The organism is Faecalibacterium sp. i21-0019-B1 (genome assembly GCF_042852915.1).
Lineage (GTDB): Bacteria > Bacillota > Clostridia > Oscillospirales > Ruminococcaceae > Faecalibacterium > Faecalibacterium taiwanense.
The window spans coordinates 1,352,274-1,375,079 of sequence record NZ_AP031425.1 but is presented as its reverse complement, the minus strand read 5'-3'; the positions used below and the strand labels follow the sequence as shown (position 1 = coordinate 1,375,079).

At 58.0% G+C, this 22,806-nt stretch carries 28 protein-coding genes; 24 read left to right on the top strand and 4 right to left on the bottom strand.

What is annotated here, in order from left to right; genetic code table 11:
• Positions 1-22: 22 nt before the first annotated feature.
• The 3 genes from ACGHP1_RS06925 to ACGHP1_RS06915 form a co-directional block, all read right to left on the bottom strand.
• Entirely contained in the window at positions 23-397 is a 375-nt protein-coding gene (locus ACGHP1_RS06925; protein ID WP_390508605.1) for a hypothetical protein, read from the bottom strand.
• Between the two features lie 153 nt (positions 398-550).
• A complete protein-coding gene (locus ACGHP1_RS06920) occupies positions 551-922 on the bottom strand; it encodes a hypothetical protein (protein ID WP_390508603.1) in 372 nt (123 codons plus the stop codon).
• A gap of 166 nt (positions 923-1,088) precedes the next feature.
• Positions 1,089-1,895, bottom strand: coding sequence for a hypothetical protein (locus tag ACGHP1_RS06915; protein ID WP_390508601.1), 807 nt, complete (start codon positions 1,893-1,895; stop codon positions 1,089-1,091).
• Positions 1,896-1,962: 67 nt separating this feature from the next.
• Here ACGHP1_RS06915 and ACGHP1_RS06910 point away from each other — a divergent pair, with 67 nt between their 5' ends.
• Positions 1,963-2,196: a hypothetical protein gene (locus ACGHP1_RS06910; RefSeq protein ID WP_390508599.1), complete on the top strand. Its 234-nt coding sequence runs from the start codon at positions 1,963-1,965 to the stop codon at positions 2,194-2,196.
• Here ACGHP1_RS06910 and ACGHP1_RS06905 read toward each other — a convergent pair.
• On the bottom strand, positions 2,184-2,852 hold the full coding sequence (locus ACGHP1_RS06905) for a DUF4145 domain-containing protein (protein WP_390508597.1): 669 nt from the start codon (positions 2,850-2,852) through the stop codon (positions 2,184-2,186). The two genes, ACGHP1_RS06910 and ACGHP1_RS06905, sit on opposite strands and share 13 nt — an antisense overlap.
• A 68-nt stretch (positions 2,853-2,920) precedes the next feature.
• Here ACGHP1_RS06905 and ACGHP1_RS06900 point away from each other — a divergent pair, with 68 nt between their 5' ends.
• The 23 genes from ACGHP1_RS06900 (at position 2,921) to ACGHP1_RS06790 (ending at position 22,801) form a co-directional block, all read left to right on the top strand.
• Positions 2,921-3,586, top strand: coding sequence for a Rha family transcriptional regulator (locus tag ACGHP1_RS06900; RefSeq protein WP_390508595.1), 666 nt, complete (start codon positions 2,921-2,923; stop codon positions 3,584-3,586).
• A 1-nt stretch (position 3,587) separates the two neighbouring features.
• Positions 3,588-3,854 (top strand): hypothetical protein, encoded by a 267-nt coding sequence (locus tag ACGHP1_RS06895; RefSeq protein WP_390508593.1) that lies wholly within the window; start codon positions 3,588-3,590, stop codon positions 3,852-3,854.
• A complete protein-coding gene (locus ACGHP1_RS06890; RefSeq protein WP_390508591.1) occupies positions 3,851-4,111 on the top strand; it encodes a hypothetical protein in 261 nt (86 codons plus the stop codon). The genes ACGHP1_RS06895 and ACGHP1_RS06890 overlap by 4 nt, the downstream gene beginning before the upstream one ends.
• 8 nt (positions 4,112-4,119) lie before the next feature.
• Positions 4,120-4,542 carry a hypothetical protein gene (locus ACGHP1_RS06885; protein WP_097777827.1) on the top strand — a complete coding sequence of 141 codons (423 nt, stop codon included), beginning with the start codon at positions 4,120-4,122 and terminating at the stop codon, positions 4,540-4,542.
• Between the two features lie 54 nt (positions 4,543-4,596).
• Entirely contained in the window at positions 4,597-4,911 is a 315-nt protein-coding gene (locus ACGHP1_RS06880) for a hypothetical protein (protein ID WP_390508589.1), read from the top strand.
• Entirely contained in the window at positions 4,908-6,380 is a 1,473-nt protein-coding gene (locus ACGHP1_RS06875) for a hypothetical protein (RefSeq protein WP_390508587.1), read from the top strand. Before ACGHP1_RS06880 ends, ACGHP1_RS06875 begins: the two co-directional genes overlap by 4 nt.
• Positions 6,371-7,699: an AAA family ATPase gene (locus tag ACGHP1_RS06870; protein ID WP_390508585.1), complete on the top strand. Its 1,329-nt coding sequence runs from the start codon at positions 6,371-6,373 to the stop codon at positions 7,697-7,699. The genes ACGHP1_RS06875 and ACGHP1_RS06870 overlap by 10 nt, the downstream gene beginning before the upstream one ends.
• Complete coding sequence (locus ACGHP1_RS06865; RefSeq protein ID WP_390508583.1) at positions 7,700-8,785, top strand: AAA family ATPase; 1,086 nt, start codon at positions 7,700-7,702, stop codon at positions 8,783-8,785. It begins immediately after the preceding gene.
• Between the two features lie 74 nt (positions 8,786-8,859).
• Positions 8,860-9,348: a DUF669 domain-containing protein gene (locus ACGHP1_RS06860; protein ID WP_390508580.1), complete on the top strand. Its 489-nt coding sequence runs from the start codon at positions 8,860-8,862 to the stop codon at positions 9,346-9,348.
• Positions 9,349-10,980 (top strand): DEAD/DEAH box helicase, encoded by a 1,632-nt coding sequence (locus tag ACGHP1_RS06855; RefSeq protein ID WP_390508577.1) that lies wholly within the window; start codon positions 9,349-9,351, stop codon positions 10,978-10,980.
• Positions 10,981-10,985: 5 nt separating this feature from the next.
• Positions 10,986-13,220 carry an AAA family ATPase gene (locus ACGHP1_RS06850; protein WP_390508574.1) on the top strand — a complete coding sequence of 745 codons (2,235 nt, stop codon included), beginning with the start codon at positions 10,986-10,988 and terminating at the stop codon, positions 13,218-13,220.
• Positions 13,221-13,490: 270 nt separating this feature from the next.
• A complete protein-coding gene (locus ACGHP1_RS06845) occupies positions 13,491-13,901 on the top strand; it encodes a RusA family crossover junction endodeoxyribonuclease (RefSeq protein ID WP_390508572.1) in 411 nt (136 codons plus the stop codon).
• Positions 13,902-14,321, top strand: a complete 420-nt coding sequence (locus ACGHP1_RS06840; RefSeq protein WP_390508569.1) for a hypothetical protein — start codon at positions 13,902-13,904, stop codon at positions 14,319-14,321. It abuts the gene before it with no gap.
• Positions 14,322-14,556: 235 nt separating this feature from the next.
• Positions 14,557-15,084: a terminase small subunit gene (locus ACGHP1_RS06835; RefSeq protein WP_390508567.1), complete on the top strand. Its 528-nt coding sequence runs from the start codon at positions 14,557-14,559 to the stop codon at positions 15,082-15,084.
• Positions 15,081-16,349, top strand: coding sequence for a phage terminase large subunit (locus tag ACGHP1_RS06830; protein ID WP_390508564.1), 1,269 nt, complete (start codon positions 15,081-15,083; stop codon positions 16,347-16,349). Before ACGHP1_RS06835 ends, ACGHP1_RS06830 begins: the two co-directional genes overlap by 4 nt.
• Positions 16,336-18,063, top strand: a complete 1,728-nt coding sequence (locus ACGHP1_RS06825) for a DUF1073 domain-containing protein (RefSeq protein ID WP_390508562.1) — start codon at positions 16,336-16,338, stop codon at positions 18,061-18,063. Before ACGHP1_RS06830 ends, ACGHP1_RS06825 begins: the two co-directional genes overlap by 14 nt.
• Positions 18,060-18,323 carry a hypothetical protein gene (locus ACGHP1_RS06820; RefSeq protein ID WP_390508561.1) on the top strand — a complete coding sequence of 88 codons (264 nt, stop codon included), beginning with the start codon at positions 18,060-18,062 and terminating at the stop codon, positions 18,321-18,323. The genes ACGHP1_RS06825 and ACGHP1_RS06820 overlap by 4 nt, the downstream gene beginning before the upstream one ends.
• Before the next feature lie 3 nt (positions 18,324-18,326).
• Positions 18,327-18,659, top strand: coding sequence for a YjcQ family protein (locus ACGHP1_RS06815; protein WP_390508559.1), 333 nt, complete (start codon positions 18,327-18,329; stop codon positions 18,657-18,659).
• A 66-nt stretch (positions 18,660-18,725) separates the two neighbouring features.
• Positions 18,726-19,874: a phage minor capsid protein gene (locus tag ACGHP1_RS06810; protein WP_390508557.1), complete on the top strand. Its 1,149-nt coding sequence runs from the start codon at positions 18,726-18,728 to the stop codon at positions 19,872-19,874.
• 61 nt (positions 19,875-19,935) lie between these two features.
• Entirely contained in the window at positions 19,936-20,925 is a 990-nt protein-coding gene (locus ACGHP1_RS06805; RefSeq protein ID WP_338428501.1) for a DUF2213 domain-containing protein, read from the top strand.
• A gap of 4 nt (positions 20,926-20,929) precedes the next feature.
• Complete coding sequence (locus ACGHP1_RS06800; RefSeq protein ID WP_390508554.1) at positions 20,930-21,463, top strand: hypothetical protein; 534 nt, start codon at positions 20,930-20,932, stop codon at positions 21,461-21,463.
• A 15-nt stretch (positions 21,464-21,478) separates the two neighbouring features.
• Positions 21,479-22,525, top strand: coding sequence for a DUF2184 domain-containing protein (locus ACGHP1_RS06795; RefSeq protein WP_390508551.1), 1,047 nt, complete (start codon positions 21,479-21,481; stop codon positions 22,523-22,525).
• Positions 22,526-22,540: 15 nt separating this feature from the next.
• Positions 22,541-22,801 (top strand): hypothetical protein, encoded by a 261-nt coding sequence (locus ACGHP1_RS06790; protein ID WP_338428505.1) that lies wholly within the window; start codon positions 22,541-22,543, stop codon positions 22,799-22,801.
• Positions 22,802-22,806 lie beyond the last annotated feature (5 nt).

Sequence of the window (22,806 nt, the reverse complement as noted above, 5' to 3'; positions counted from 1 at the left end):
AGGGCGGCAAAATCGCGAGGTGTTAGCCATTGGTGAAATCAGTGCCAAGGGTCACAGCAATGATCTGGTCACAAAAGACAGTCAGAACAGGGAAATTCACAACGGGACTTGTGGTTTCCAGACGAGCATCCTTTAGCAGAATAAACTCACAGCTTTCACCCGTCTGCGGACTTTCTTCTTCAGCAGAAGCAGCTTTGGAAACGGCCTTGAGAGCTGAGGAGTTAACTGTCTGCGCAACGGCAATGTTCGGATTGCTATTTTCCTCATCAAATACGGGGATACCGCTGATCATGCCAGCAGGTGTCACCAGAAATAAACGGTTCTTTGCAAATTCTTTGAGGGAAATGGTATTTGCATATCCAGTAAGAACAGCCATTTTAGTCAATGACAAGCTCATGTTTTTTCACCTCCTTCCGTTTTGGGGTGTCTTTATGATAGCACATCCATAGTGAAAAATACATACTTGCCAGCCATCCAAAGGAGGTGAAGAAGATGAAGAACCACGAAATGCAAATCTTTGCTCTTTGCATCCAGATTCTGGCATTGGTTGTCATTTTACTAAAGAAATGAACATCGATGCAGCCGCAATCAAAATTGCGATCACATTGCATACTCGGTTGAATCTATTTTCTTTGGCCTGATCTCTCATCTCTGCATCATGCTGTTCTTGCAACTTGTGCAGAACTTCGCAATGTTCTTTCTGGCTCTGCTCAAATTTTTCTCGCAGTTCACGCAGGTCTTCGGAAGCCGCTTCCTCGGCGTAAGAGCTTTTTGAGTGGTCGCAGGCATCAAGTAAAGCTTTCAACTGTTCTTCTGTAAGCTGACTGCAGTCCGGCTGCTTTACCGTAGAGGTAAAAACAGCCATCTTCGCAGCTTCACGATGATAACCTGTAAGCTTTTCAATTTCTTTATTTTCGCTCATTTTTTATCACATCCTTCCTGTTTTCTCCATTTTACCGCAGGAGCGAGGTGCACACAAGGAGGTGAAACACATGGACAACAACAAAAAGCCCAGCGAACCTGTGGAAGAGGAACGCTGGGTAAAGATGGAGAAAGAAATCAAGCGCTTGAAAAGAACAACATCATTGCTAGTGGTCAGCCTGTTGCTGCAAAGCATCGCAGTTTTCCAAAACGTCCTGCGAATCAATCGCCTTAGCGACACCATCGCTCTCATTATCAGCTTCGATGAGCTGGTCTACAAACATCTCAACAGCTTGAACGATTCGTTCCTGCGCATCCTCAACAATTTTGAAGTGCTCCTCGGTTCGTTGTCGAAATTCCTCTGATCGCTCTGTTTCCTGCTTTTGCAGTTCAAGCATTTCAGCTTGAATCTCTGTTTGAGGATCCGGTTTGAGCTGAAGAAGCAACGACCAGATGGCTACAATGAACAGAATGGTTTCCTTTATTTTGTCCCAAGGAATCTTTACATCGGCGGTTTTAGTTTTTGCGAGTTTTTCATCAATAGTTGTCACTGCCATTTCTGGCATATACGGCTTTACTTCTTCAACCACCGCTCTGGCATCTTCGACTGAGATTTCAGCGCATTCACCTCTCAAGAGCGGAGCTTCTTCCCAATCCTGAGCCAGACGGTTTGCCAGTTCCATGGTTTTGGTAAACGATGAAGCTGCCTTTGTTACTGCCGCAAACTTATAGGTGTTGGCATACAGCTGTGCTGCCATGCCCGGATAAAATTTTTGCATGATTGAGTTTTGCTCCGCAATGAACCGGGCCAATGACGGGTTTATCATTCCAGTTGCCTGGAGCTGAGAGCCTATAACTCCAGCTTTCAAAAGCGCTGGATCCACACATCCTGCCAGCCGTGTTGCCGTAGAAGTAAAGGCAGCCATCTTCGCAACTTCCCGCTGATAGTAGGCAAGTTTTTGAATATCACTCATTTTTTCACCTCCCTTCTGCCCCTTTATTCTACCGCAGGAGCGAGGTGCACACAAGGAGGTGAAACACATGGACAACAACAAAAAGCCCAGCGAACCTGCGGAAGAGGAACGCTGGGCGCTGAAGGATGTGCCGACTGGAGAACTTTTGAAGGAACTGATCCGTCATGATGATGTAAGGATTCTAAGCCTTCATCATGACCAAAACGGTGTCGGGAATATCTACATATCTTTACAAATCGGATACTTCGGATGCTCCGAAGTGCCGGATTCTCTTAGTGTGAATGATGTTCAGGACCGATGACGCTGCTCCTGCTTATCCTGATTTATAGCAAGGATGTCATTATACAGTTCTTCGCGGTCATGCCGTGCGATGTACCAGTCTTTGAAAAGCACTTCCAGAAGCTTGATAAGCTTTTGGGCTTCGCCTGGATCGATGTCAACAATCAGATTCACATCTGTTTCCATGTGGGCACCGATGTTACCCAGCTCACGAAGGTTTTTAAGCGCTTCATGCAAATCCGCGGGAATTTTATCTTGAATCCTTTCCATTTCTTTCGCCAAGCTTCTGTCATGGACTCCCCAGAAGTCCCGAATCATTCCTTGCAAGCAGCGGCGGGCCAGCGTAGCAGCCGCCCTTGGACTTTTATCCAGAATAGAACAAGCTTCAAGGTAATCTGTTCTGATGGCTTCCGGGATGTAATCTGGCAGAACCATTCCCGTATACGGAGGATACGTCAATGAGAAAGCGTTGTCGAATCCTGTAATCCGAACGGAATATCTCTCACACGCTGGGCAGCAGTGGTAACGAGCTTGGATTTCATGATCAAGCCATGTGTAGCCAGTTATCGCTAATTCGTCCGCATCTCGGCCGTAATCAATCGTTCGGATTTTCGTATTATCACTTTTCTCGATAAATTCAACTCCGCAATATGGACATCTAAATTTTGTTTCAGGCATTTCAACATCTCCCTTCCGCTCAAGTATACCGCAGAAGGGAGCCACCCACAAGGAGGTACATATTCACCATGAACGACATCATCTTATCCACCCAGAACGGCGAGCCGGTGGCATCCAGCCGGGACGTTGCCAAGCGCTTCGGCAAGGAGCACAAAAATGTGATGCAGGCCGTCGCAAATCTCGTGGCTGAAAATTCAGCCGCCAAATCTATGTTTCACCCCGCTACTTTTGAGAACCGCGGCAAGAAGTACCCCATGTACCTGATGAACCGCGACGGCTTTTCCCTGCTGGCCATGGGCTTTACCGGCAAGGAAGCCGTGCAGTGGAAGCTGAAGTACATTGCCGCGTTCAATGCAATGGAGAAGCAGCTGGCCGCACAGCACAAAGAGCAGCGGGCCGTGCAGGATGCCAACATCCAGAACGCCATCGACCGGGTGATCGAAGCCCGGAAGAAGCTGGACGAGAACACCGCTTTTCTGGACGAGTGCCGCAAGAACCGCGAGGACAGCAAGGCCAAGTATATGCAGGTCAAGGCCCTGTGCGGCGAGTTCAAGGCCATTTACGGCCAGCATTGCGACACGGTGCGCACCATGGAGAACGTGGTGCGCGGCTCCCAGAGCTTCCTTACCAACGCCATTGACAGCCTGACCATCGTTGCCAAAGGCTACCCGTTCTACGCCGCCCTGATGGACAGCCTGCTGGATGGGCTGCCGGCCGAGAAGAAGGAGGAATAAAATGTTGAACGCATCAACCATTCGCGGCACTTTCAAGCAGATCCCATACTGGAAGCTGCGGGGACGGTTCCACAGCTGCGGCTACCGCGATCAGGAAGTGGCCGAGTACATCGGCATTGGCCGGGACACCATGAGCGGCAGGATGCAGGGGCACAACCCGTGGACAAGCACGGAGATCACTGCAATGTGCGAGCTGCTGGGTATCCGGCAGAATGAGATCGGGGAGCTTTTCTTCCCGGAAGTGGGCAAGGAGGATGAAACCGCATGAGAATCAAATCCGGCGTATGGTACTGGCTGGCAATGGCCTGCTTCGTGGTGGGCCTGCTGTACGGCATAGGCGTTGAGGGCACTGCCCAGACACTGGGCACCGTCTCGGACGGCGCGTTCATCACGGCCATGGTGCTGATCCTGCTGGCGATCTTCTTCATGCTGCTGGGCTTTGCCGCCGAAGCACGTGAGAAACGCCGCCGCAAGGTGCACCAGCAGCCCCGCAACACCGTGAAGAGCGGCAGGAAGGCGGGCTGACACCACCCATGAATAAAGGAAAGCACTTTACCCGCGTTTGTTTGGACTGCGGCAAGGTGATGGAAAATGTTGCTGGCAACCTGCGCTTTTGCGCTTCCTGCCGCAGAGAGCGCCACAACCAATATTGCAGGGATTACAGGGCGCATAATGAAAAACCTGCCCGCGTCATGTGGTACACCGTCTGGGACGCAAAGACCGGCGATCTGCTGGCATCCGGCACGTCCGAGATGTGTGCCCGGCGGCTGGGCTACAAGAGCGCGAACAGCTTTGCGTCTGCCGTCAGCCATGGGCTCAGCGGCAGCCATCGAACTTACAAGTACACATTTGCGCGGGAACGTATCGACCGCAGCGAGGTGGACAGCCTGCCGCCGGTACGCACTATACGAAAAAAGCCCGCCGGTGCGCCAACACCGACGAGCTGCAAGGGATGATGGATTCACTACTCCCCATCACCCCGATGATATCACAAAATCGGAGGTTTTACAATGAAAGGAATTTTGATCGAACCGGGCAAAGAGCCGGTAGTCACCACCCTGCCGGACACGCTGCAGGGCATCGAAGCACTGCTGCGGTGCCCCTGTGAGCAGAAAGTCCTGCCACGCACCCCGGCGGTGCTGTTCGTGGGCCGGTACGATGGCCCCATCCAGCCCGCCAGCCTGCTGAACCGGACGTACCGGGGCCGTCAGCTTTACGGCCCCATCCTCTGCTATGGCTGGAAGGGCAACAGCATCGTGCCGCTGAACAAGGCTCTGCAGGCCGAACTGCTGGACCGCCTCAAGGACACGGAGGTGCGGGTATGACGGACTACACCATCAGCTCCAAGCTTTCCAACGAGACGGTTTATGCCTATTACCGTGGCCGGTTCTGGCGCTGGGACGGCAGCATTTGGAAAGAAAGCCACCTCATGACGCAGAAATTCGAGCGGGCCAGAGCGGCAGACAAGAATCTGACTCCACAGGCATTCCTGACCAACGGCGCGGAGTTCGCCCCGCTGGACGAGTACGAAATTGATAGCGCAATGCTGGATGCGTTGGAAAACGCAAAGCCCTGCAGGAACGCGCCCATTGAACCGGTGGAAGAGGAATCCGAATGTCAGGCATCGACCCCCGTAGCATCCCCTACGAAGAACTCATCGGCCCCTGCCGCGAATGCGGACAGTTCTTCTGTGGCCCCTGCTGTCCAGTCTATGACTGCTACCGAAGCTGTAACATTTGATTTTGGCGCAGACGACCAGACAAACGCCCTGCTGTTGCAGGACGCGCAGACCTTCATCACCGGTAACATGGCCCGCATTATGGCCGCAAAGCACGCCCACGACCTGACCGCAAACCACTATCAGGGCAGTTGGGGCAAGTGGTGTGCCGCCGTCGGCATCAGCCGGGACACCGGTGAAAACATGGTGAGGGTTGCCGAACAGTTCGGCAACATCCAGCTGGAAGGCAGGTCCATTCTGGACGTACAGCCCCTGAAACTGCTGTATGCCGCTGCCAAGCCCAGCACCCCGGAGGTGGTCAAGCAAGCCGTTTTTACCGGTGACATCACTACTTACAAAGAGTATCAGGAGCTTATGGCCCAGCTCAAAGCGGAGAAAGACCGTGCCGATGCCGCCGAGAAGTCCGCTCAGAACGCCCGCAAGGAAAATGCCTATTTCAAGGAGCTGGTGAAAAGCGCCGAAGCCCAGACCCATAAGGACACGGAAAAGCGGGAAGAAGCAGAAAGCCGCTACGAATCCGCTCTTGCCGACATCAGCGGCCTGAAAGAGCAGAACGCCCAGCTGAAAGAGCGCGCCGACTCTGCCGAGGCCCGCGAAGAGGAAGCATGGAAGATGCAGAGCAAGGCCGAAGCCCGGGCCAAGGATGCTGAGAATCAGCTTTCCGGCTCCCGGCAGGTGGCCGAAGCGGCAAAGCTCCGGGCGGATAAGCTGCAAGAAGAAAATGCGGCCCTGAAAAAGCAGCCCATCGCTGCCGTGGTGGATGAGGAAGAGGTAGACCGGCGGGCAAACCAGCGGGCCCATGACATCGCCGAGAACTTAGCCGCCGAGATGACCGCCGACCTGCAGGCGCGGCTGGAACAGGCCTCTTCCGGCAGCGAACAGGACGCCCGCGATGCCTACGACAGCATCATTCTGGCCGGGCGCTCCATTACCAGCATCGTTCAGTCCGCCAAAATGCAGTTCCGCAAACTGCCGGACGACCAGCGTGAGACCGCGATCAACCAGTTCGTTCACACACTCGCATCCGCTCAAGGGGAGGTATCCGCATGTCTGTAAAGATCATGGCCTTAGAGGCCGAAAACGTCAAACGCATCAAGGCCGTTGCGCTTACGCCGTCGCCCACCGGGCTCACCCTCGTGGGCGGCAACAACAATCAGGGCAAGACCAGTGTTCTGGATGCTCTGGCATGGGCACTGGGCGGCGACCGTTTCCGCCCGGACGCTGCCCAGCGGGACGGCGCAGTGGCTCCGGCGCATCTGAAGGTCAGGCTTTCCAACGGTGTGGTGGTGGAACGCAAGGGCAAAAATGCCAGTCTGACCGTCACTGACCCCACCGGGCGGCGCAGCGGGCAGCAGTTGCTGAACGCCTTTGTGGAGCCGCTGGCGCTGGATCTGCCCCGCTTCATGGAAGCATCCGACAAGGAGAAAGCCGACATCCTGCTGCGGATCATCGGCATCGGCACCGAACTCCACACCCGGGATCTTGAGATCAAGGCCCTGTACGACAAGCGCACCTTCACCGGCCAGCTGGCCGCGCAGAAAAAGCACTTTGCCGAGGAGCTGATCTCCTACCCGGACGCCCCGGAGGAGCCGGTCAGCGCCTCCGACCTCATCCACCAGCAGCAGGAAATTCTGGCCCACAACGGCGAGAATCAGCGTCTGCGGGCACAGTACACAGAGCTTGAGCGTCAGGAGCAGCAGTGTGTGGCCGAACTGAAACGCACCCGTGAACGCATTGCCGAGCTGGAACAACAGTATCAGGAGCTCGACGCCAAGCACACCCGCCTGTTCAATCAGCGGAAAACCGCTCAAAAGACCGTCGCCCAGCTTCAGGACGAATCCACTGCCGAACTGGAAGCATCCATCCGGGATATTGAGGAGATCAACCGCAAAGTCCGCGCCAACCTCGAAAAATCCCGCGCCGAGGACGAGGCTGCCCAGTATGACAGTGAATATAAGCGCCTGACTGAAGCCATCACGCAGAAGCGTGCCGACCGTATGGCCCTGCTGAACGGTGCCGACCTGCCCCTGCCGGGCCTTGGCGTAGAGGACGGTGCCCTTACTTATAAAGGCAAGCACTGGCGGGATATGTCCGGCAGCGACCAGCTGCGGGTGGCCGCTGCCATCGTCCGCCGCCTGAACCCGGACTGCGGTTTCGTGCTGCTGGACAAGCTGGAACAGATGGACATGACCACCCTGCAGGAGTTTTCCGCATGGCTGGAAGCAGAACACCTGCAGGCCATTGCCACCCGCGTTTCCACCGGCAGTGAATGCCAGATCATCATTGAGGACGGCATGGTGAAGGATGCCGAACCCACCCTGCCGCCCGTCACCGAAAAGCCCCAGCAGAAAAGCTGGACGAAAGGAGCGTTCTAAATGAGCAAATATGCAGTTACCACCGGCATCCAGACCGCGCCGGTCAAGACCGTGCTGTACGGCCCGGAGGGCATCGGCAAATCCACCTTTGCATCCCATTTTCCGGATCCTGTTTTCATCGACACCGAGGGCGGCACCAAGCGGCTGAACGTCAAGCGCCTGCCCCAACCCACCAGCTGGGCCATGCTGCTGGATGAGGTGGCCGAGGTACGCAAGGGCAGTGTCCCCTGCGGCACGCTGGTCATTGATACCGCCGACTGGGCTGAACGCCTGTGCATTCAGGCCGTGTGTGCCAAAGCCAAGGTGAACGGCATCGAAGATTTCGGCTACGGCAAGGGCTACACCTATGTTAAGGAAGAGTTCGGCAAGCTGCTGGACGCGCTGGAAGAGGTGCTGCAGGCCGGGCACAACGTGGTGGTGCTGGCCCATGCCGCTATTACCAAATTTGAGCAGCCGGATGCTGTGGGCAACTACGACCGCTGGAGCATGAAAACTTCCAAACAGGTGGCCCCGCTGCTGCGCGAGTGGTGCGATATGCTGCTGTTCGCCAACTACAAGACCGTTGTGGAAAAGGTGGGCGACGGCAAGAACGCCAAGAGCAAGGCCAGCGGCGGCAGGCGTGTACTGTACACCGCGCATCACCCCTGCTGGGATGCCAAAAACCGCTTTGACCTGCCGGAAGAAGTACCCTTTGACTATGCCAGCATTGCCGCCTGCATCCCCGGCGCAATGTCTGCACAGGCACCGAAACCGGAACCGCAGCCGCGTTCCCAGCCGGAAGCCGACATCCTGCCCAGCCCGCAGCAGGAAGCAAAGCCGGTGGCTCAGCCGCAGCCCGCACCGCTGCAGGAAAGCTCTGAGAAAAATGTTCTGCTCAGTCTGGGCGTGCCCGAAAAGCTGGCCGCTCTGATGAGCGCCAACAAGGTCAGCTGTGAAGAACTGCAGGGCGTTGTGGGCAAACGGGGCTATTTCCCGGAGGATATGCCCATCAAGGACTACCCCGCTGACTTTGTGGAGGGCTGTCTGATCGCCGCATGGCCGCAGGTGTTCCAGATGGTGCTGGACAACCGTGATATCCCGTTTTAACAGGCTCCCTCACGGAGGGAGCTGGCACGTGTAAGCGTGACTGAAGGAGTTTTATAATAAAGGAGTAATTACTTATGAACGAAATGAACACCACCGACCGCGCCCTGGGCTGGGACGACGAATTTACCAACGAGCAGCAGGAGTTCGTGCTCCTGCCCGAGGGCGAGTATGCCTTTAAGGTCACCGGCATGGAGCGTGCCCGCTTTGAGGGCAGCGCAAAGCTCCCGCCCTGCTCCATGGCAAAGCTGACCCTGAAGATCTTCGGCGGGGCCAAGGGTGATACCACCGTGACCCACCGCCTGTACCTGCACACTAAAACGCAGGGCCTGCTGGGGGCTTTCTTTGAGAGCATCGGTCAGTGCAAGCGGGGCGAGACCTTCCGCCCCCGCTGGAACGAGGTCGTGGGTGCCAAAGGCATCTGCAAGCTGGGTATCCACGAGTACACCAAGCAGAGCGGTCCTCATGCAGGCGAGACCGGCCAGAGCAACGAAGTGCAGCGCTTCCTGCCGCCGCCCGAACCCAAAGCTGCACCCACTCAGGGCTGGACACAGGGGGCGTTCTAAATGGCCGAGACACAAACCCTGCGCCCCTACCAGCAGCAGGCCCGTGAACGCATCCACGCAGAGTGGGAGAACGGCCACACCCGCACCCTGTTGGTGCTGCCTACCGGCACCGGCAAGACCATCGTGTTTGCATCGGTAGCAGCCGATCAGGTGCGGGCGGGCCACCGGGTGCTCATTCTGGCGCATCGCGGTGAGCTGCTGGAACAGGCAGCGGACAAGCTGCAGCGCTCCACCGGCCTTGTCAGCGCGGTGGAAAAGGCAGATGCCACCTGTCTGAATACATGGTTCCGTGTGGTGGTGGGCAGCGTGCAGACCCTGCAGCGCACCGCCCGGCTGGAACGCTTTCCGCATGATTACTTTGGCACTATCATCATCGACGAGGCCCACCACGCCATTACCGACGGATACCGCCGCATCCTCGACTACTTCGACCACGCCAAGGTGCTGGGCGTGACCGCCACGCCGGATCGCGGCGACATGCGCAATCTGGGCGAGGTGTTCGACAGCCTTGCCTTTGAGTATAAGCTGACCGATGCCATCAAAGAGGGCTATCTGTGCCGCATCATGGCCCAGACCATTCCCCTGAAGCTGGACATTTCTTCTGTCACCATGAGCGGCGGGGACTACGCCGTGGGAGACCTCGGCACTGCGCTTGACCCCTATCTGGAACAGATCGCCGCCGAGATGGCCCAGCGCTGCAAGGGCCGCAAAACGGTGGTGTTCCTGCCCCTCATCAAAACCAGCCAGAAGTTCCGGGATCTGCTGAACGCCAAGGGCTTTTGCGCCGCCGAGGTCAACGGCCAGAGCGCCGACCGCCGCGAGGTTTTGGCCGACTTTGATGCCGGGAAGTACAACGTGCTGTGCAACTCCATGCTGCTCACCGAGGGCTGGGACTGCCCGTCCGTGGACTGCGTGGTGGTGCTGCGGCCCACCAAGGTGCGCAGCCTGTACAGCCAGATGGTGGGACGCGGCACCCGGCTCTCCCCGGGCAAGACCGACCTGCTGCTCCTCGACTTTTTGTGGATGACCGACAAGCACGAGCTCTGCCGCCCGGCGGATCTGGTCTGCGAGGACCGCGCCGTGGCCCGCCAGATGACCGAAAATCTGGCCGAGAGCGGCTGCCCGCAGGACATCGAGGAAGCAGCCGTGCAGGCCAGCGAGGACGTGGTGGCCCAGCGGGAGGAAGCCCTTGCAAAACAGCTGGAAGAACAGCGCCGCAAAAAAGCCCGTCTCGTGGACCCGCTGCAGTACGAAATGAGTATTCAGGCTGAAGATCTTGCCGGATATGTGCCGGCCTTTGGCTGGGAAGCAGGCCCGCCCAGCGCTGAACAGACTGCTGCTCTTGAGAAAATGGGCATCCTGCCGGACGCGGTGGAATCCGCAGGCAAGGCTTCCCTGCTGCTGGACCGGTTGAACAAGCGCCGCGCTGAAGGGCTGACAACGCCCAAGCAGATCCGCGTGCTGGAACGTTACGGTTTCCAGAGCGTGGGCACGTGGAGCTTCGATGCAGCCAAACACATGATCGACCGCATTGCGGTGCAGGGCTGGCGCGGCGTGCCCAAGGGCGTGAACCCAAAGACTTACACTCCTGCACAGGAGCCGCCCACATCAGACATTGACTTCGGATGGTAACGCGAATGGAACATGAAAATGAACTCAAGGAAGCATTGGACTTCGTATCCCCGTCCGCCCTGACCTATGACGAATGGCTCATGGTGGGCATGGCCCTGAAGGATTCCGGCCTGCCCGTCACCGTCTGGGAACAGTGGAGCGCCCGGGACGGGGGCCGTTACCACAAGGGCGAGTGCGCCAAAAAGTGGGAGAGCTTCCACGGCAGCACAAAGCCTGTCACCGAGAGCAGCATTTTTCAGCTGGCCTATTCCCACGGTTGGAGCGGCCCGGCGGGCCATGCGCTGGACTGGGGCGACGAGCTCTCTGTCGGGCCCGGTGCCCAGGCCGAGGGCCGCGTGGTAGATCCCCGGTGGGTGGAAGCCCACGAGCTGGATCTGCCCGCAGAGTGGCACCCGGCAGAGCAGATCAAGCGGTATCTGCAGGCACTTTTTGAGCCGGAGGAATACGTTGCCTACGTCACCGAGAGCTACCGGAAGGAAGACGGGCGCTTTGCCCCCAACGGCTGCTCCTGTCAGCTGACCGCCGGGCAGCTCATCATGGAGCTGGATCATTACGGCGATGATATCGGTGCTGCCCTTGGCGACTACAACCCCGAAGCCGGTGCGTGGATCTGCTTCAACCCCATGGACGGCGGAGGCCGCCGCAACGAGAACGTGACCGACTTCCGCTACGCCCTCGTGGAGTGCGACAACATGGAGCTGGGCAAGCAGCAGGCCATCATCCGGCAGCTGGAACTGCCCTGTGCCGCGCTGGTCTACTCCGGCGGCAAGAGCGTCCACGCCATCGTCAGGGTGGATGCTCCGGACTATGCCGAGTACCGCAGGCGGGTGGATTATCTCTACGCCGCCTGCCAGAAAAACGGCCTGACCATCGACCAACAGAACCGCAACCCTTCCCGCCTTTCCCGGATGCCCGGCATCCTGCGCGGTGACAAACGGCAGACCCTGCTGGAGACCAACATCGGGAAATCCTGCTGGGATGAGTGGCGGAACTGGCTGGAAGCGGAGACCGACGAGCTGCCCGAGACCGAGAGTCTGGCCGACGACTGGGAGAGCCTGCCCCCGCTGGCCGATGCCCTCATCACCGGGGTGCTGCGCAAGGGTCATAAGATGCTGCTGGCAGGCCCCAGCAAGGCGGGCAAGAGCTTTGCCCTCATCGAGCTGTGCATCGCCATCGCCGAAGGCAGGCCGTGGCTGGGCCGGTTCTCCTGCGCACAGGGCAAGGTACTGTACATCAATCTGGAGCTGGACCGGGCCTCCTGCCTGCACCGCTTCAAGGACGTGTACACCGCCCTCGATCTGCCCCCGCAGAACCTGCGGAACATCGACATCTGGAATCTGCGCGGCGCGTCCGTGCCCATGGACAAGCTGGCCCCAAAGCTCATCCGCCGGGCCCAGAAAAAAGGCTACACCGCCGTGATCCTCGACCCCATTTATAAGGTCATCACCGGCGACGAGAACTCTGCCGACCAGATGGCAAAGTTCTGCAACCAGTTCGACCTTGTCTGCCGTGCGCTGGACTGCGCTGTGATCTACTGCCACCACCACTCAAAAGGTGCCCAGGGCGGCAAGCGCAGCATGGACCGCGCATCCGGCTCCGGCGTGTTCGCCCGCGACCCGGATGCCATGCTGGACATGACCGAGCTCACCCCCACCGATGCCATCCGGGAGCAGCTGCATAACAAAGCCGCCTGCCGCGTGATCAAGGCCATGCTGGACAAGCGCGGCCATGCCGATGCCTACGGCCCGGACGATGCCCTGAGCCGCAGCCGGATGCTGACCATTGCCAAAGAACACCTTGGCATGGCCGACCTGCGGGCCATCGATGCCGAAGTGGCCGCCGCTCAGAAGCAGGCCGACAGCATGACCGCATGGCGCATCGAGGGCACCCTGCGCGAGTTCGCCCGCTTCGACCCGGTGAACCTCTGGTTCGACTACCCCGTGCACAAGCCGGACACCGGCCTGCTGGAGGACCTGCAGCCGGACAGCGATTTCAAAACGCTGGGCAGCCGCGGTGCCGCCAAGCGCTGGGGCGATAAAGGCAAGGTGACCAAGGACAAAAAGGCCGAACTGGACACCGCCTTTGAAGCCTGCATGATGGATGGCGAAGTTACCGTCTATGCGCTGGCTGAATACATGGATCTGAAGCCCCGCACCATCAAGACGCGGCTGAAAGACGACGGACGTTTCTGGATCGACGGCGAAAAAGTCGGTCGCAAGGAACCCGGCAGCGCAGGCTAAACAAGCTGTAATAAGTTCAATTACAAGCTGTTGTAAAAATGCAGAAATAGCCGCTATTTTGCACGACACGAAAAACTGCAATTTTGCAGTTATAGCCGCTATGACTGCAGATTTTGCAGTGCAAAATAGCCTATATATAATAGCTAAAACTGCAACTGCAATTGTGATGGGGTCTCCCGAAGGATGGGGCGACCACAGCCCCCATCCATTCGGGGAACCCTCCCCATCACGTTGGCGAACCCTGAGAAAAAGAAAAACGAGGTGAACCCCATGTACATGCAATTCTTTCTCCCCATGCAGCCGCCCACCACTACCCACAATGCAAAACAGCTGCACGCCTACATGAAGGGCGGGCAGCCGCACGCGGTGCTCCACGACAGCCCGGAACTGAAACAAACCCGTGCCAAGCTCCACGCCCATCTGGCACCCCACGCGCCGGAAAAGCCCATCCCCGCAGGCCGTCCGGTGCGTCTGCTGGTCAAGTGGTGCTTCCCTGCCGAGGGCCGCAAAAACGGCAGCTGGCGCACCGCAAAGCCGGACACCGACAATCTGGAAAAGGCCCTCAAGGACGAAATGACCCGCCTGCACTTCTGGGCCGATGACGCGCAGGTGTGCAGCGAGATCGTGGAGAAATTCTGGTCGGACCCCTGCGGCGTGTTCGTCCGGGTGGAGGAACTGTAAATGACCTACGAAGAGAAAAAGGCATGGCTCTGGCGGTACCGGACGGCCAAGCGGTTCGAGCTGCTCAAACTGGACGAACTGGCCACGCTGCAGACCGATGCCACCCACACCACCCAGCGCTTTTCCCCCGTGCCGGGCGGCAGCGGCGACGGACAGGCTCTGCCCCGCAGTGTGGAACGCATCGACGAGGCCCGCCGGGCCGCTGAGGCGCAGTCTGCCGTGTGCGACGCTATCCGGGCCGAGATCATGGAGGTGTTCAGCCAGCTGGACGATGAGGTGGATTTCATGATCCTGTTCCGGCGGTACATTCTGCTGGAGGACTGGCCGGACATCGCGATCAACATCCGCAGTTCCCGCAGCCAGATGTTCCAGCGCCACAGCGCGGCCATCAAAAGACTGGAGATCAAAAGTCCGGACTGAACCGGAGCGAACCGGACTTGATAATACTGTCAACCCCTGCTAAAATTTAAAATGCCGAAGCCCGCAGGAAAGACTTACTCCCTTCATCCCTGCGGGCTTTGTGCTGCCCGGCTGACGCAGAGGATCACCTTTACCGACCAACAGCCTGAATGTACCAGCCGGGTTTCTTTGTTATATCCTGCCGTTCGGATCTTCCGGGCGGCTTTTTGATTTTACGGCAAGAGAGGTGGTGAGGATGACCGACAAGCAGGCGCGGTTCTGTGAAGAGTATATGATCGACCTGAACGCGACCCAGGCGGCCATCCGCGCCGGATACAGCCCCAAAACAGCCCAAGAGCAGAGTGCTCGCCTGTTATCAAATGTTATGGTTCAAAATCGTCTTGCCCAGCTGCAGGCCGAGCAAAGCCGTCGGACCGGCGTATCTGCTGATCGTGTCGTGCGGGAACTTGCCAAGATTGCTTTTGCAAACGCCAGCGACCTGATCGACCCGGAGACAGCTTCCGTGAAGCTGGATGCTTCCCGGGATGATCTGGCCGCAATCCAGTCCATTAAGGTCAAGAGCTTTGGCGAGGACGGTTTGGAACACGAGGTCAAACTTGCAGATAAGCTCCGAGCCCTTGACCTGTTGGGCAAGCATCTGGGTATGTACAAAGACGCATCCGAAAAAGAAAATGCCGCTGCTCAAAATAACGACATACAGACCCTTGCGGATCTGCTGCAACGGCCTGTTCCAAACCGCGATATCAAGGACTTTGAAGAATGAACATTCCGGCTCCATTTTCTGAAAACCAGATGCGGTTCTTCTGGGGCTGCTTTGACCACTGGTTCAACGTTGCAGAGGGCGGTAAACGTGGTGGTAAGAACGTGCTTATCACGATGGCGTATTGCACCATTCTTGAAAAGCATCCGAGCCGCATCCACTTGATCGCGGGCGTATCCACTGCGACGGCCCGGCTGAACATTCTGGACTGTGACGGCTTCGGCCTGAAAAACTATTTTGAGGGCCGCTGCCGTGAGGGCACCTACCAGAACCGCGACTGTCTGTACATCCAGACTGCCACCGGCGAAAAGGTGGTGCTGGTGTCTGGTGGTGGCAAAGCCGGTGACGAAAAGCTGATCAAGGGCAACACCTACGGCACCGCGTACATCACCGAAGCCAATGAATGCAGCGAAACTTTCATCAAGGAAGTATTCGACCGTACCCTGTCCAGCCCGGACAGAAAGGTCTTTCATGATCTGAACCCCAAGGCGGAGGGGCACTGGTACTACAAGACCGTGCTGGACTTCCACGAAGCAAAGCAGCGCGAAAATCCCGCCTACGGCCTGAACTACGGCCACTTCACCATCGCGGACAACATGAGCATTTCAGACGACCGTCTGCGGGCCGTGCTGGCCACCTATGACCGCAAGAGTATCTGGTACGCCCGCGACATTCTGGGCCAGCGCAGAGCCGCCGAGGGCCTGATCTACGATATGTTTGACTTCACGGCCAATGTCTATACGGTTCCGCCCACTGCAATGCAGGCCGTTTCCACCCGCACCATTGCGGTAGACTACGGAACCTTGAACCCAACCTGTTTTCTCTCGATCTTTGACGACGGCGAGACCGTCCGTGTTGATCAGGAATACCGCTGGGATGGCCGCAAAGAACGCCACCAGAAAACCGATGAAGAGTATGCCGACGATTTCATGGCTTTTATGGGAGACAATCCCTGTGCGGCCTATGTGGACCCTTCGGCGGCATCGTTCATCACCGCGCTGCGCCAGCGGGGCGTGTATGTCATGGAAGCCAACAACGATGTGCTGAACGGCATCCGCCGGTGCAGCACCCTGATCTCCAAGCGCCGACTGCTGGTAAGCAAAGCCTGCATCGGCCTGCTGGACGAGTTTGGCCTTTACCGCTGGGACGATAAGGCTGCGCTGCTGGGCGTAGAAAAGCCCGTAAAGGAGAACGACCATGCAATGGACGCACTCCGATATTTTGTAAATTCCCTGCCTGATTGGAGGTTTGAGCATGTCCAGGCGTAACAAGAACCGCCCCGCCGGGAGCGCACAACCGAATACCCTGACGCTGGATGCTTTCTCAAACCCGCTGTTCCGGCTGGGTTACGGCAGCCAAAGTCCGCTGGAAGCCACAAGCTATCCCCTCACCCGCATGACAGGCAACTATGCGCTGCTCAACAGCCTGTACCGGGAGAACTGGGTGGTGCAGAACGTCGTAGCCCTGCTGGTGGACGACATGCTGCGGGAGTGGTACGACCTCAAGGATGCCGCTCCCGATCAGCTGAAAGCTCTGCGTGGAGTTGAACGGCGCACAGGTCTGCGTAGGTGCATTTCCACCGGACTGAAATGGGGCCGTCTGTACGGCGGTGCCGCCGGGCTGATCCTGATTGCCGGGCAGACCGATCTTTCCCAGCCGCTGGACCCCGACAGCATCCAACCGGGCAGTTTCCGTGGGCTGTACATCCTCGACCGCTGGCAGGGCATCTCGCCGGAACCGGAACTGACCTTTGAGGGCGGCGAAGTGGTGCCTACGTTCTACTCCATCAACGATTCCGCCGGGCACATCGTCGCGCGGGTGCATCACTCCCGCGTCGTGCGGTTTGTGGGCCGGGAGCTGCCGGATCTGGAACGGCAGGCAGAGCTTTACTGGGGCGAATCCGAGGTGGAAGCCCTGTACAAGGATGTGGTGGCTCACGATAATGTTTCGGCCAACATGGCGGCGCTGACCTTTCAGGCCAACATCAACACCATGGAGGTCAAGGGTCTGGAACAGCTGCTTTCCCTTTCCAGCCCGGATGTGCAGCGGCGCTTCTGGAACACCATGCAGGCCCAGAGTGTGCTGCGCTCAAACTTTGGTGTACAGCTGGTGGAACAGGGCAACAAGATCAACAATACACAGTACACCTTCACCGGCCTGCAGGAAGTGTACGAGAGCATGTGCCTGAACCTGTGCGGCGCATCCCACTACCCTATGACGAAGCTGTTCGGACGCTCTCCTGCCGGCATGAACGCCACCGGCGAAAGCGATTTGAAGAACTACTACGACTATGTGGATACCCTGCGGGAAAGCAGACTGCGCCCGGTTCTGGAAAAGCTGCTGCCTGTTCTGGCCCGTTCCGCAGGCATCCAGCTGGAAGATGCAGACCTCAGCTTCCCGCCGCTGTGGACACCAACCGCAAAAGAGACCGCCGACATTGCCAAAATCAAGGCTGACAGCATCGTTAGTGCGTTTCAGTCCGGCTTGCTGGATGTGCCCGCTGCACAGCAGGAGCTGCGCCGCCTGAGCGATGAGACCGGCATGTTCGGCAGTATCACCGATGAAGCCATTGCCGCTAATGCGGGCAAGACTTATCAGGACGTGACCGCCATGCGCGACCCGCTGGCGGGGCTGACAGAAAATCTGACCGGAATGGAGGTTCCTACTGCGGACACCTCGGTATTCGATTTCAACTCCCGCCACGACCCCTCCGACGGACGCTTTACAAGCGGCGGCGGGAGCGGTAAAATAGAGAAAACCAAGTACGCACCGTCTCCGCAGAGGAGCGAGAGCAAAATTCAGCTCAAGCCCAAGACCTATGCAAGGCTCACCGGTGTGTTGAACACGCAGTACCCGGGGCTTCTGGCTGGTGAAAAGGTCATTATTCGGGATGCCAATTATCAGTACCACGTTACTGCAGATGGCTTTGGTGGACTGAGCGTTGAACGGCGCATTCCAATCACGAACAGGAGGAAAAAATGAGCAAGCAGGAATCTGTATGGGTGCAGTATGTTCGTGAGCACTATGAACCTGCCTCTGATGTCGAGATGTCCTATGAGGACGAAAATAATTTGCTTTGGCTTTTGAATGCACCGGCAGGATATCAGGTTGAGGACGAGATGCTTGAGTATGCACAAAAGCACCTGGATGCAAGCATGAAAGAACTTATCGAATACTTCGATGAAGTTGCCCCGGACGGGCTTACTCCGGGCGACGATGGGCTAGACCTTGAGGAGAATTGACCTATGGCCAAGGATGATTACTTTGTTCTTGCATATCGCATTCTTTCATATCTCTACGCCTGCTTCAAAGCTGGCGAACAGCCTGATATGGACTGCATTTCAGCGGATGTTCTTCATATCCCCGTGGGGTACTGGTTCAACATCATGCGCAGCCTGACAGAAGAAGGCTATATTGTAGGGCTTGTTTTCCCTGCGTCGATCGGCTCCGCTGTCAGCGTCAAAGTCATTGACCTTCGCATTACGCAGAAAGGCATTGAGTTTTTGCAGGAAAACAGCATGATGAAAAAGGCCGCTGCTTTCCTCAAAACGATCAAGGAAACAGTGCCCTGCATTTAATTTAACAGTACAAGCGTCAGACGAAAGTCCGGCGCTTTTCTTTTGCCCATTTTCAGGAGGAAGCCTATGCCCACCCTTGCCCGTGCATCCCCTGACCGGGAACTGGAACGGCTCATCCGGCTGTACCTGCGTGCCGAAACAGATATCATCAACGAGATCGGCCGTCTGCGCAGTCAAGGCCTTGTGGATTATCACGCTGTGGCTGCTCTGGAACGGGTGCAGGCCATTCTCCGCCAGCTTGAAACGCAGGACTGGGAGTATGTACCGCGCCTTGTGGAAGCGCAGTTCTATGTGCGCCGCCCGGATGCCAGAGCTGTGCCCGGCGAGACGGTGGAAAAGCATCGGGCCGGGTATCTCAATGCCAAGACCCTCACCAGCACCCAGACGGACATTGTGCAGCGGCTGACCATGAACCTCATGGGCCAGCTGACCGATGCCCACAGCACTGTGCTGGCAGGCCTGCAGAGTGCCCTGCTGGGCCGCACGGAACCGGACATTTACCGGCGCGTTGGGCTGGAACAGGTAGCCGCACAGCAGGCTGCAGGGCGTGGCATCAACCAGAGCGTGCCCGCCTTTGTGGACGCTCTGCGCCGGGAAGGCGTGACAGCCTTCACTGACAAAGCAGGCCGGAACTGGAGCCTGCACACCTATGCAACAATGGTCTCCCGCTCCACCTCGCGGCAGGCAGAGATCTTGTCTGTGATAACCGCTGACCCGGAACAGGATCTATACCAGATCAGCGCCCACGGCACCACCTGTGCCCTGTGCGCTCCCTACGAGGGCCGGGTGTACAGCCGCAGCGGAAAAGACCCGGACTTCCCGCCGCTTTCAGACGCCTTCGGCAAGATGGACCCCGCTGGGCCGGATGATCTTTCCAACAGCTGGCTGAACATCCACCCCAACTGCCTGCACAGTCTCCGCCCGTGGACACCGGCAGGACGAACGCCGGAAGAGCTTGAGCGTATCAGGCGCTTTTCCAGCCCCAAGACGAACCCCTACAGCCGCGACCCGCGCACCGAAGCACAGATCAAAGCCTACCGCGACAAAGAACAGGGCCGTGCCAAGTGGCTTGCTCAGTACCGGCAGTGGGAACGCTACCGCACCGCCCTGGGCGACGAGGTACCCAAGACCTTTGCCACCTTCCAGCGGCACAAGCTGGCCGGGGATGAAAAATATCAGGGCTGGGTGAGCGCTTACCGTGACCGCCAAACCTGAAACGAACACGATGCAGACAGCACCGTGTTTTTTTATACCCATTTTTCGGAGGTGATGCCCCTTGATTGCCTATTACGGCAGTAAAATCAGCGAACACATGACCAAGACCCCGGAGGGCTTCCTCATCTGCCATGACGTGCCCATTGCGCGCATCGGCCAGCAGGAATACTTTGCCGGGGAACTGGGCCTTGACGGCGATCCTGACCGCCTTGTGCAGGTGCAGCGCCGCCCTGAAGATGTGTTCGACCCGGCAGCAGTTGCCAGTTTCGAGGGTAAGGATGTAACCCAGAATCATCCTCCTGAACGCCTGATGCCGGAAAATCACGCCCTTTACGCCAAGGGCCACGCAGAGAATGTTCACCGGGAGGGCGATTATCTTGTCGCTGACCTTCACCTGAAGGATCCCGGCCTGATCTCTGATGTGGAAAACGGCGTGACGCGGGAGGTGTCCTGCGGCTACCGGTGCTGCTACACGCCGGATGGCACGGGATACCGCCAGACTAATATCCGAGGAAACCATGTTGCGATCGTGCCCAGAGGGCGCGCAGGGCATCTGGTTGCCATTCAGGACAGTGCCGCCGCACCGGCGGAGAAAGGAACTGCAATGAACGAATCCGAAAAGAACCCCGCCGCTGTTGTGACTGCCGCGCCGGAAGCCGCACCCGCATCTGCGCCGGAAGCTGAACCCGCAAAAGACGCACAGCCCCCTGTGGCCGAAACTGCCCCCGCAGAGGACAGTGTCCCGCCTGCACCGGCAGAAAAGCCCGCAGGCAACAGTATTGATGCCAAGCTGGATGCTATCCTGAACGCCGTGACCACGCTGGTAAAGGCGCTGTCGCAGAAGGCACAGGAGCCTGTACAGCCGCCCGCCGACGCTGACCCCGGCAAGGATGACGGCGTGGACGGCCTGCTGGCAGGCATCACCAAGGCCGCACAGGACAGCGCAGCACAGGCTGCCCACCGTTCCGGCCGCACCAGCTACGAAGCAGTCTGTGAAGAATCGCAGGCCGCGTATGACGCATTCAACCCGCACAAGCATAAGGAGGCTTGATCGTATGGCACTTTCTCAGCTCAATCCGCAGATCATCGGCGCGGAGATGGAGCACGGCTTTGCCGGTTCCTACGCACGCCAGCCCGACATGATCGTTGTAACTCGCCCTGTGGGCGAAAAAGAGCCCCTGCCCTTCGGCATGGCTCTGATGTATGATGCAAATGGTGCCGTTGTCCTGATGCAGGGCTCCGGCGTTACCGCAGACAGGTTTGCGGGCGTTGCAGGCCGCGAGATGCGCTCTGCCCTGTCTTACACTGACCAGAACACCGGCGCATACACCACCGGCGATGCTGGCAGCGTGTTCCAGCGCGGCAGCATCAACGTGCTGTGCCAGAAGGGCACCCCGAAGCGCGGCGGCGCAGTGTACGTGCGCATCATCAAGAACACTTCGCTCCCCAATGCTGTCGTGGGCGGCTTTGAGGCCGAGGCAGACAGCACCAGCGCCAACACCGTAAAGCTGACCGGTTGCCAGTGGGGCGGCTCTGCAGACGCAAACGGCGTGGCCGAGCTGGTCATTCTCACCCGTCAGAACGTGTAACAGGAGGAACAGAATATGGCAGATTTCCAGAATGTCGGCAATTTCGATGCCGGTGTGTTTACCCCGAAGCTGGGCGGTGTTGCGCCGTCCGGCTCTTCTTTTACCATGGACGCAGCAGGCATTGCGTCTGGTGGCGCATTCCTGACCAGTGAGCTGGAAAAGCGTGACCCGCTGATCCGCAAGCCCCTCACCAGCGTCACCTATGCCCGCGATATCCCCATCCAGACCGGCGGCGGCTGGGTGGACTACGTCACCGCCATGAACGTGGCCTACGGCATCACCGGCGGCTCCGGCTCCGGTGCTGTGGGTGCAGGCGGTGCCAACGGCACGCCCATCATTCAGGCCAACGTTGCCAAGGGCGCATACAAGGCGCACCTGTTCAGCGCGGCTCTGCGCGTGAACTTCGTGGACATGCAGCGCTCCAACCTCATCGGCCGCAGCCTTGATCAGCTGCTGCAGGATGGCATCCGCCTGACCTACGACAAGCACATGGATGCCAACGTCTACACCGGCTTCGAGGACTACGGCACCACCGGCCTGATGAACAACCCCAATGTCACCGAGACCACTGCTGCCAGCAATGGTGCGGACTCCTCCTCTACCAAGTGGAAGGATAAGACCCCGCAGCAGATCCTGAAGGACGTGAACGACCTGCTGAGCGCTGTGTGGGCTTCCTGCGAGTATGACACCGATGCCATCCCCAACCACATCCTGCTGCCTTATGAGCAGTACAACTACATCCTGACCACCATGGTGTCCGATCTGGCATCCGAGACCATCTACGACTTCCTGATGAAGAACAACGCCGCTGTCAAGAATGGTGGTGAGTTGTTCATCGGCGGCTGCCGCTGGTGTAAGGGCGCAGGTACCGGCAAGACCGACCGCATGGTGGGTTACGTGAACAAGCCCCGTTACATCAAGATGGACGAACTGGTGCCTATGAGCCGCATCATGACTGCTCCTAACGTGACCAATGTCTGCTATGATACTGCATACATGGCAAACATTTCCGAGGTGCAGCTGTTCTACCCCACCTCCATTCTGTACGTGGACGGCATCTGAGAAAGGAGAAGCATCATGTTCATCCTCGCAAAGCGCAACATCATCATTCCCAGCCCTGCACCCGGTGTTGCACCGGTCGTGCTGAAAAAGGATGGTTTTGCCACCGTCCCCGACTGGGCCGCGGAGACGGCCTATTTTAAGGCACTGGCGGCCGATGGTAAGATCGTTGCCACCGAACACCGCGATAAGGACATTCAGGCTGCAGCTGAAAAGCCGGTAAAGACCCGCAGGGCCAAGGCTGAGGAGAAGCCCGCAGAGCCTGCTGCGGCAGAGTAAGGAGA

Coding starts and splice junctions, on each gene's coding strand:
- ACGHP1_RS06855 (WP_390508577.1), top strand. CDS start 9,349: ATGGCCGAGACACAAACCCTGCGCCCCTACCAGCAGCAGGCCCGTGAA.
- ACGHP1_RS06840 (WP_390508569.1), top strand. CDS start 13,902: ATGACCTACGAAGAGAAAAAGGCATGGCTCTGGCGGTACCGGACGGCC.
- ACGHP1_RS06885 (WP_097777827.1), top strand. CDS start 4,120: ATGAATAAAGGAAAGCACTTTACCCGCGTTTGTTTGGACTGCGGCAAG.
- ACGHP1_RS06915 (WP_390508601.1), bottom strand. CDS start 1,895: ATGAGTGATATTCAAAAACTTGCCTACTATCAGCGGGAAGTTGCGAAG.
- ACGHP1_RS06880 (WP_390508589.1), top strand. CDS start 4,597: ATGAAAGGAATTTTGATCGAACCGGGCAAAGAGCCGGTAGTCACCACC.
- ACGHP1_RS06845 (WP_390508572.1), top strand. CDS start 13,491: ATGTACATGCAATTCTTTCTCCCCATGCAGCCGCCCACCACTACCCAC.
- ACGHP1_RS06795 (WP_390508551.1), top strand. CDS start 21,479: ATGGCAGATTTCCAGAATGTCGGCAATTTCGATGCCGGTGTGTTTACC.
- ACGHP1_RS06890 (WP_390508591.1), top strand. CDS start 3,851: ATGAGAATCAAATCCGGCGTATGGTACTGGCTGGCAATGGCCTGCTTC.
- ACGHP1_RS06790 (WP_338428505.1), top strand. CDS start 22,541: ATGTTCATCCTCGCAAAGCGCAACATCATCATTCCCAGCCCTGCACCC.
- ACGHP1_RS06835 (WP_390508567.1), top strand. CDS start 14,557: ATGACCGACAAGCAGGCGCGGTTCTGTGAAGAGTATATGATCGACCTG.
- ACGHP1_RS06895 (WP_390508593.1), top strand. CDS start 3,588: ATGTTGAACGCATCAACCATTCGCGGCACTTTCAAGCAGATCCCATAC.
- ACGHP1_RS06850 (WP_390508574.1), top strand. CDS start 10,986: ATGGAACATGAAAATGAACTCAAGGAAGCATTGGACTTCGTATCCCCG.
- ACGHP1_RS06830 (WP_390508564.1), top strand. CDS start 15,081: ATGAACATTCCGGCTCCATTTTCTGAAAACCAGATGCGGTTCTTCTGG.
- ACGHP1_RS06925 (WP_390508605.1), bottom strand. CDS start 397: ATGAGCTTGTCATTGACTAAAATGGCTGTTCTTACTGGATATGCAAAT.
- ACGHP1_RS06910 (WP_390508599.1), top strand. CDS start 1,963: ATGGACAACAACAAAAAGCCCAGCGAACCTGCGGAAGAGGAACGCTGG.
- ACGHP1_RS06870 (WP_390508585.1), top strand. CDS start 6,371: ATGTCTGTAAAGATCATGGCCTTAGAGGCCGAAAACGTCAAACGCATC.
- ACGHP1_RS06810 (WP_390508557.1), top strand. CDS start 18,726: ATGCCCACCCTTGCCCGTGCATCCCCTGACCGGGAACTGGAACGGCTC.
- ACGHP1_RS06875 (WP_390508587.1), top strand. CDS start 4,908: ATGACGGACTACACCATCAGCTCCAAGCTTTCCAACGAGACGGTTTAT.
- ACGHP1_RS06900 (WP_390508595.1), top strand. CDS start 2,921: ATGAACGACATCATCTTATCCACCCAGAACGGCGAGCCGGTGGCATCC.
- ACGHP1_RS06800 (WP_390508554.1), top strand. CDS start 20,930: ATGGCACTTTCTCAGCTCAATCCGCAGATCATCGGCGCGGAGATGGAG.
- ACGHP1_RS06815 (WP_390508559.1), top strand. CDS start 18,327: ATGGCCAAGGATGATTACTTTGTTCTTGCATATCGCATTCTTTCATAT.
- ACGHP1_RS06920 (WP_390508603.1), bottom strand. CDS start 922: ATGAGCGAAAATAAAGAAATTGAAAAGCTTACAGGTTATCATCGTGAA.
- ACGHP1_RS06825 (WP_390508562.1), top strand. CDS start 16,336: ATGTCCAGGCGTAACAAGAACCGCCCCGCCGGGAGCGCACAACCGAAT.
- ACGHP1_RS06860 (WP_390508580.1), top strand. CDS start 8,860: ATGAACGAAATGAACACCACCGACCGCGCCCTGGGCTGGGACGACGAA.
- ACGHP1_RS06865 (WP_390508583.1), top strand. CDS start 7,700: ATGAGCAAATATGCAGTTACCACCGGCATCCAGACCGCGCCGGTCAAG.
- ACGHP1_RS06905 (WP_390508597.1), bottom strand. CDS start 2,852: ATGCCTGAAACAAAATTTAGATGTCCATATTGCGGAGTTGAATTTATC.
- ACGHP1_RS06820 (WP_390508561.1), top strand. CDS start 18,060: ATGAGCAAGCAGGAATCTGTATGGGTGCAGTATGTTCGTGAGCACTAT.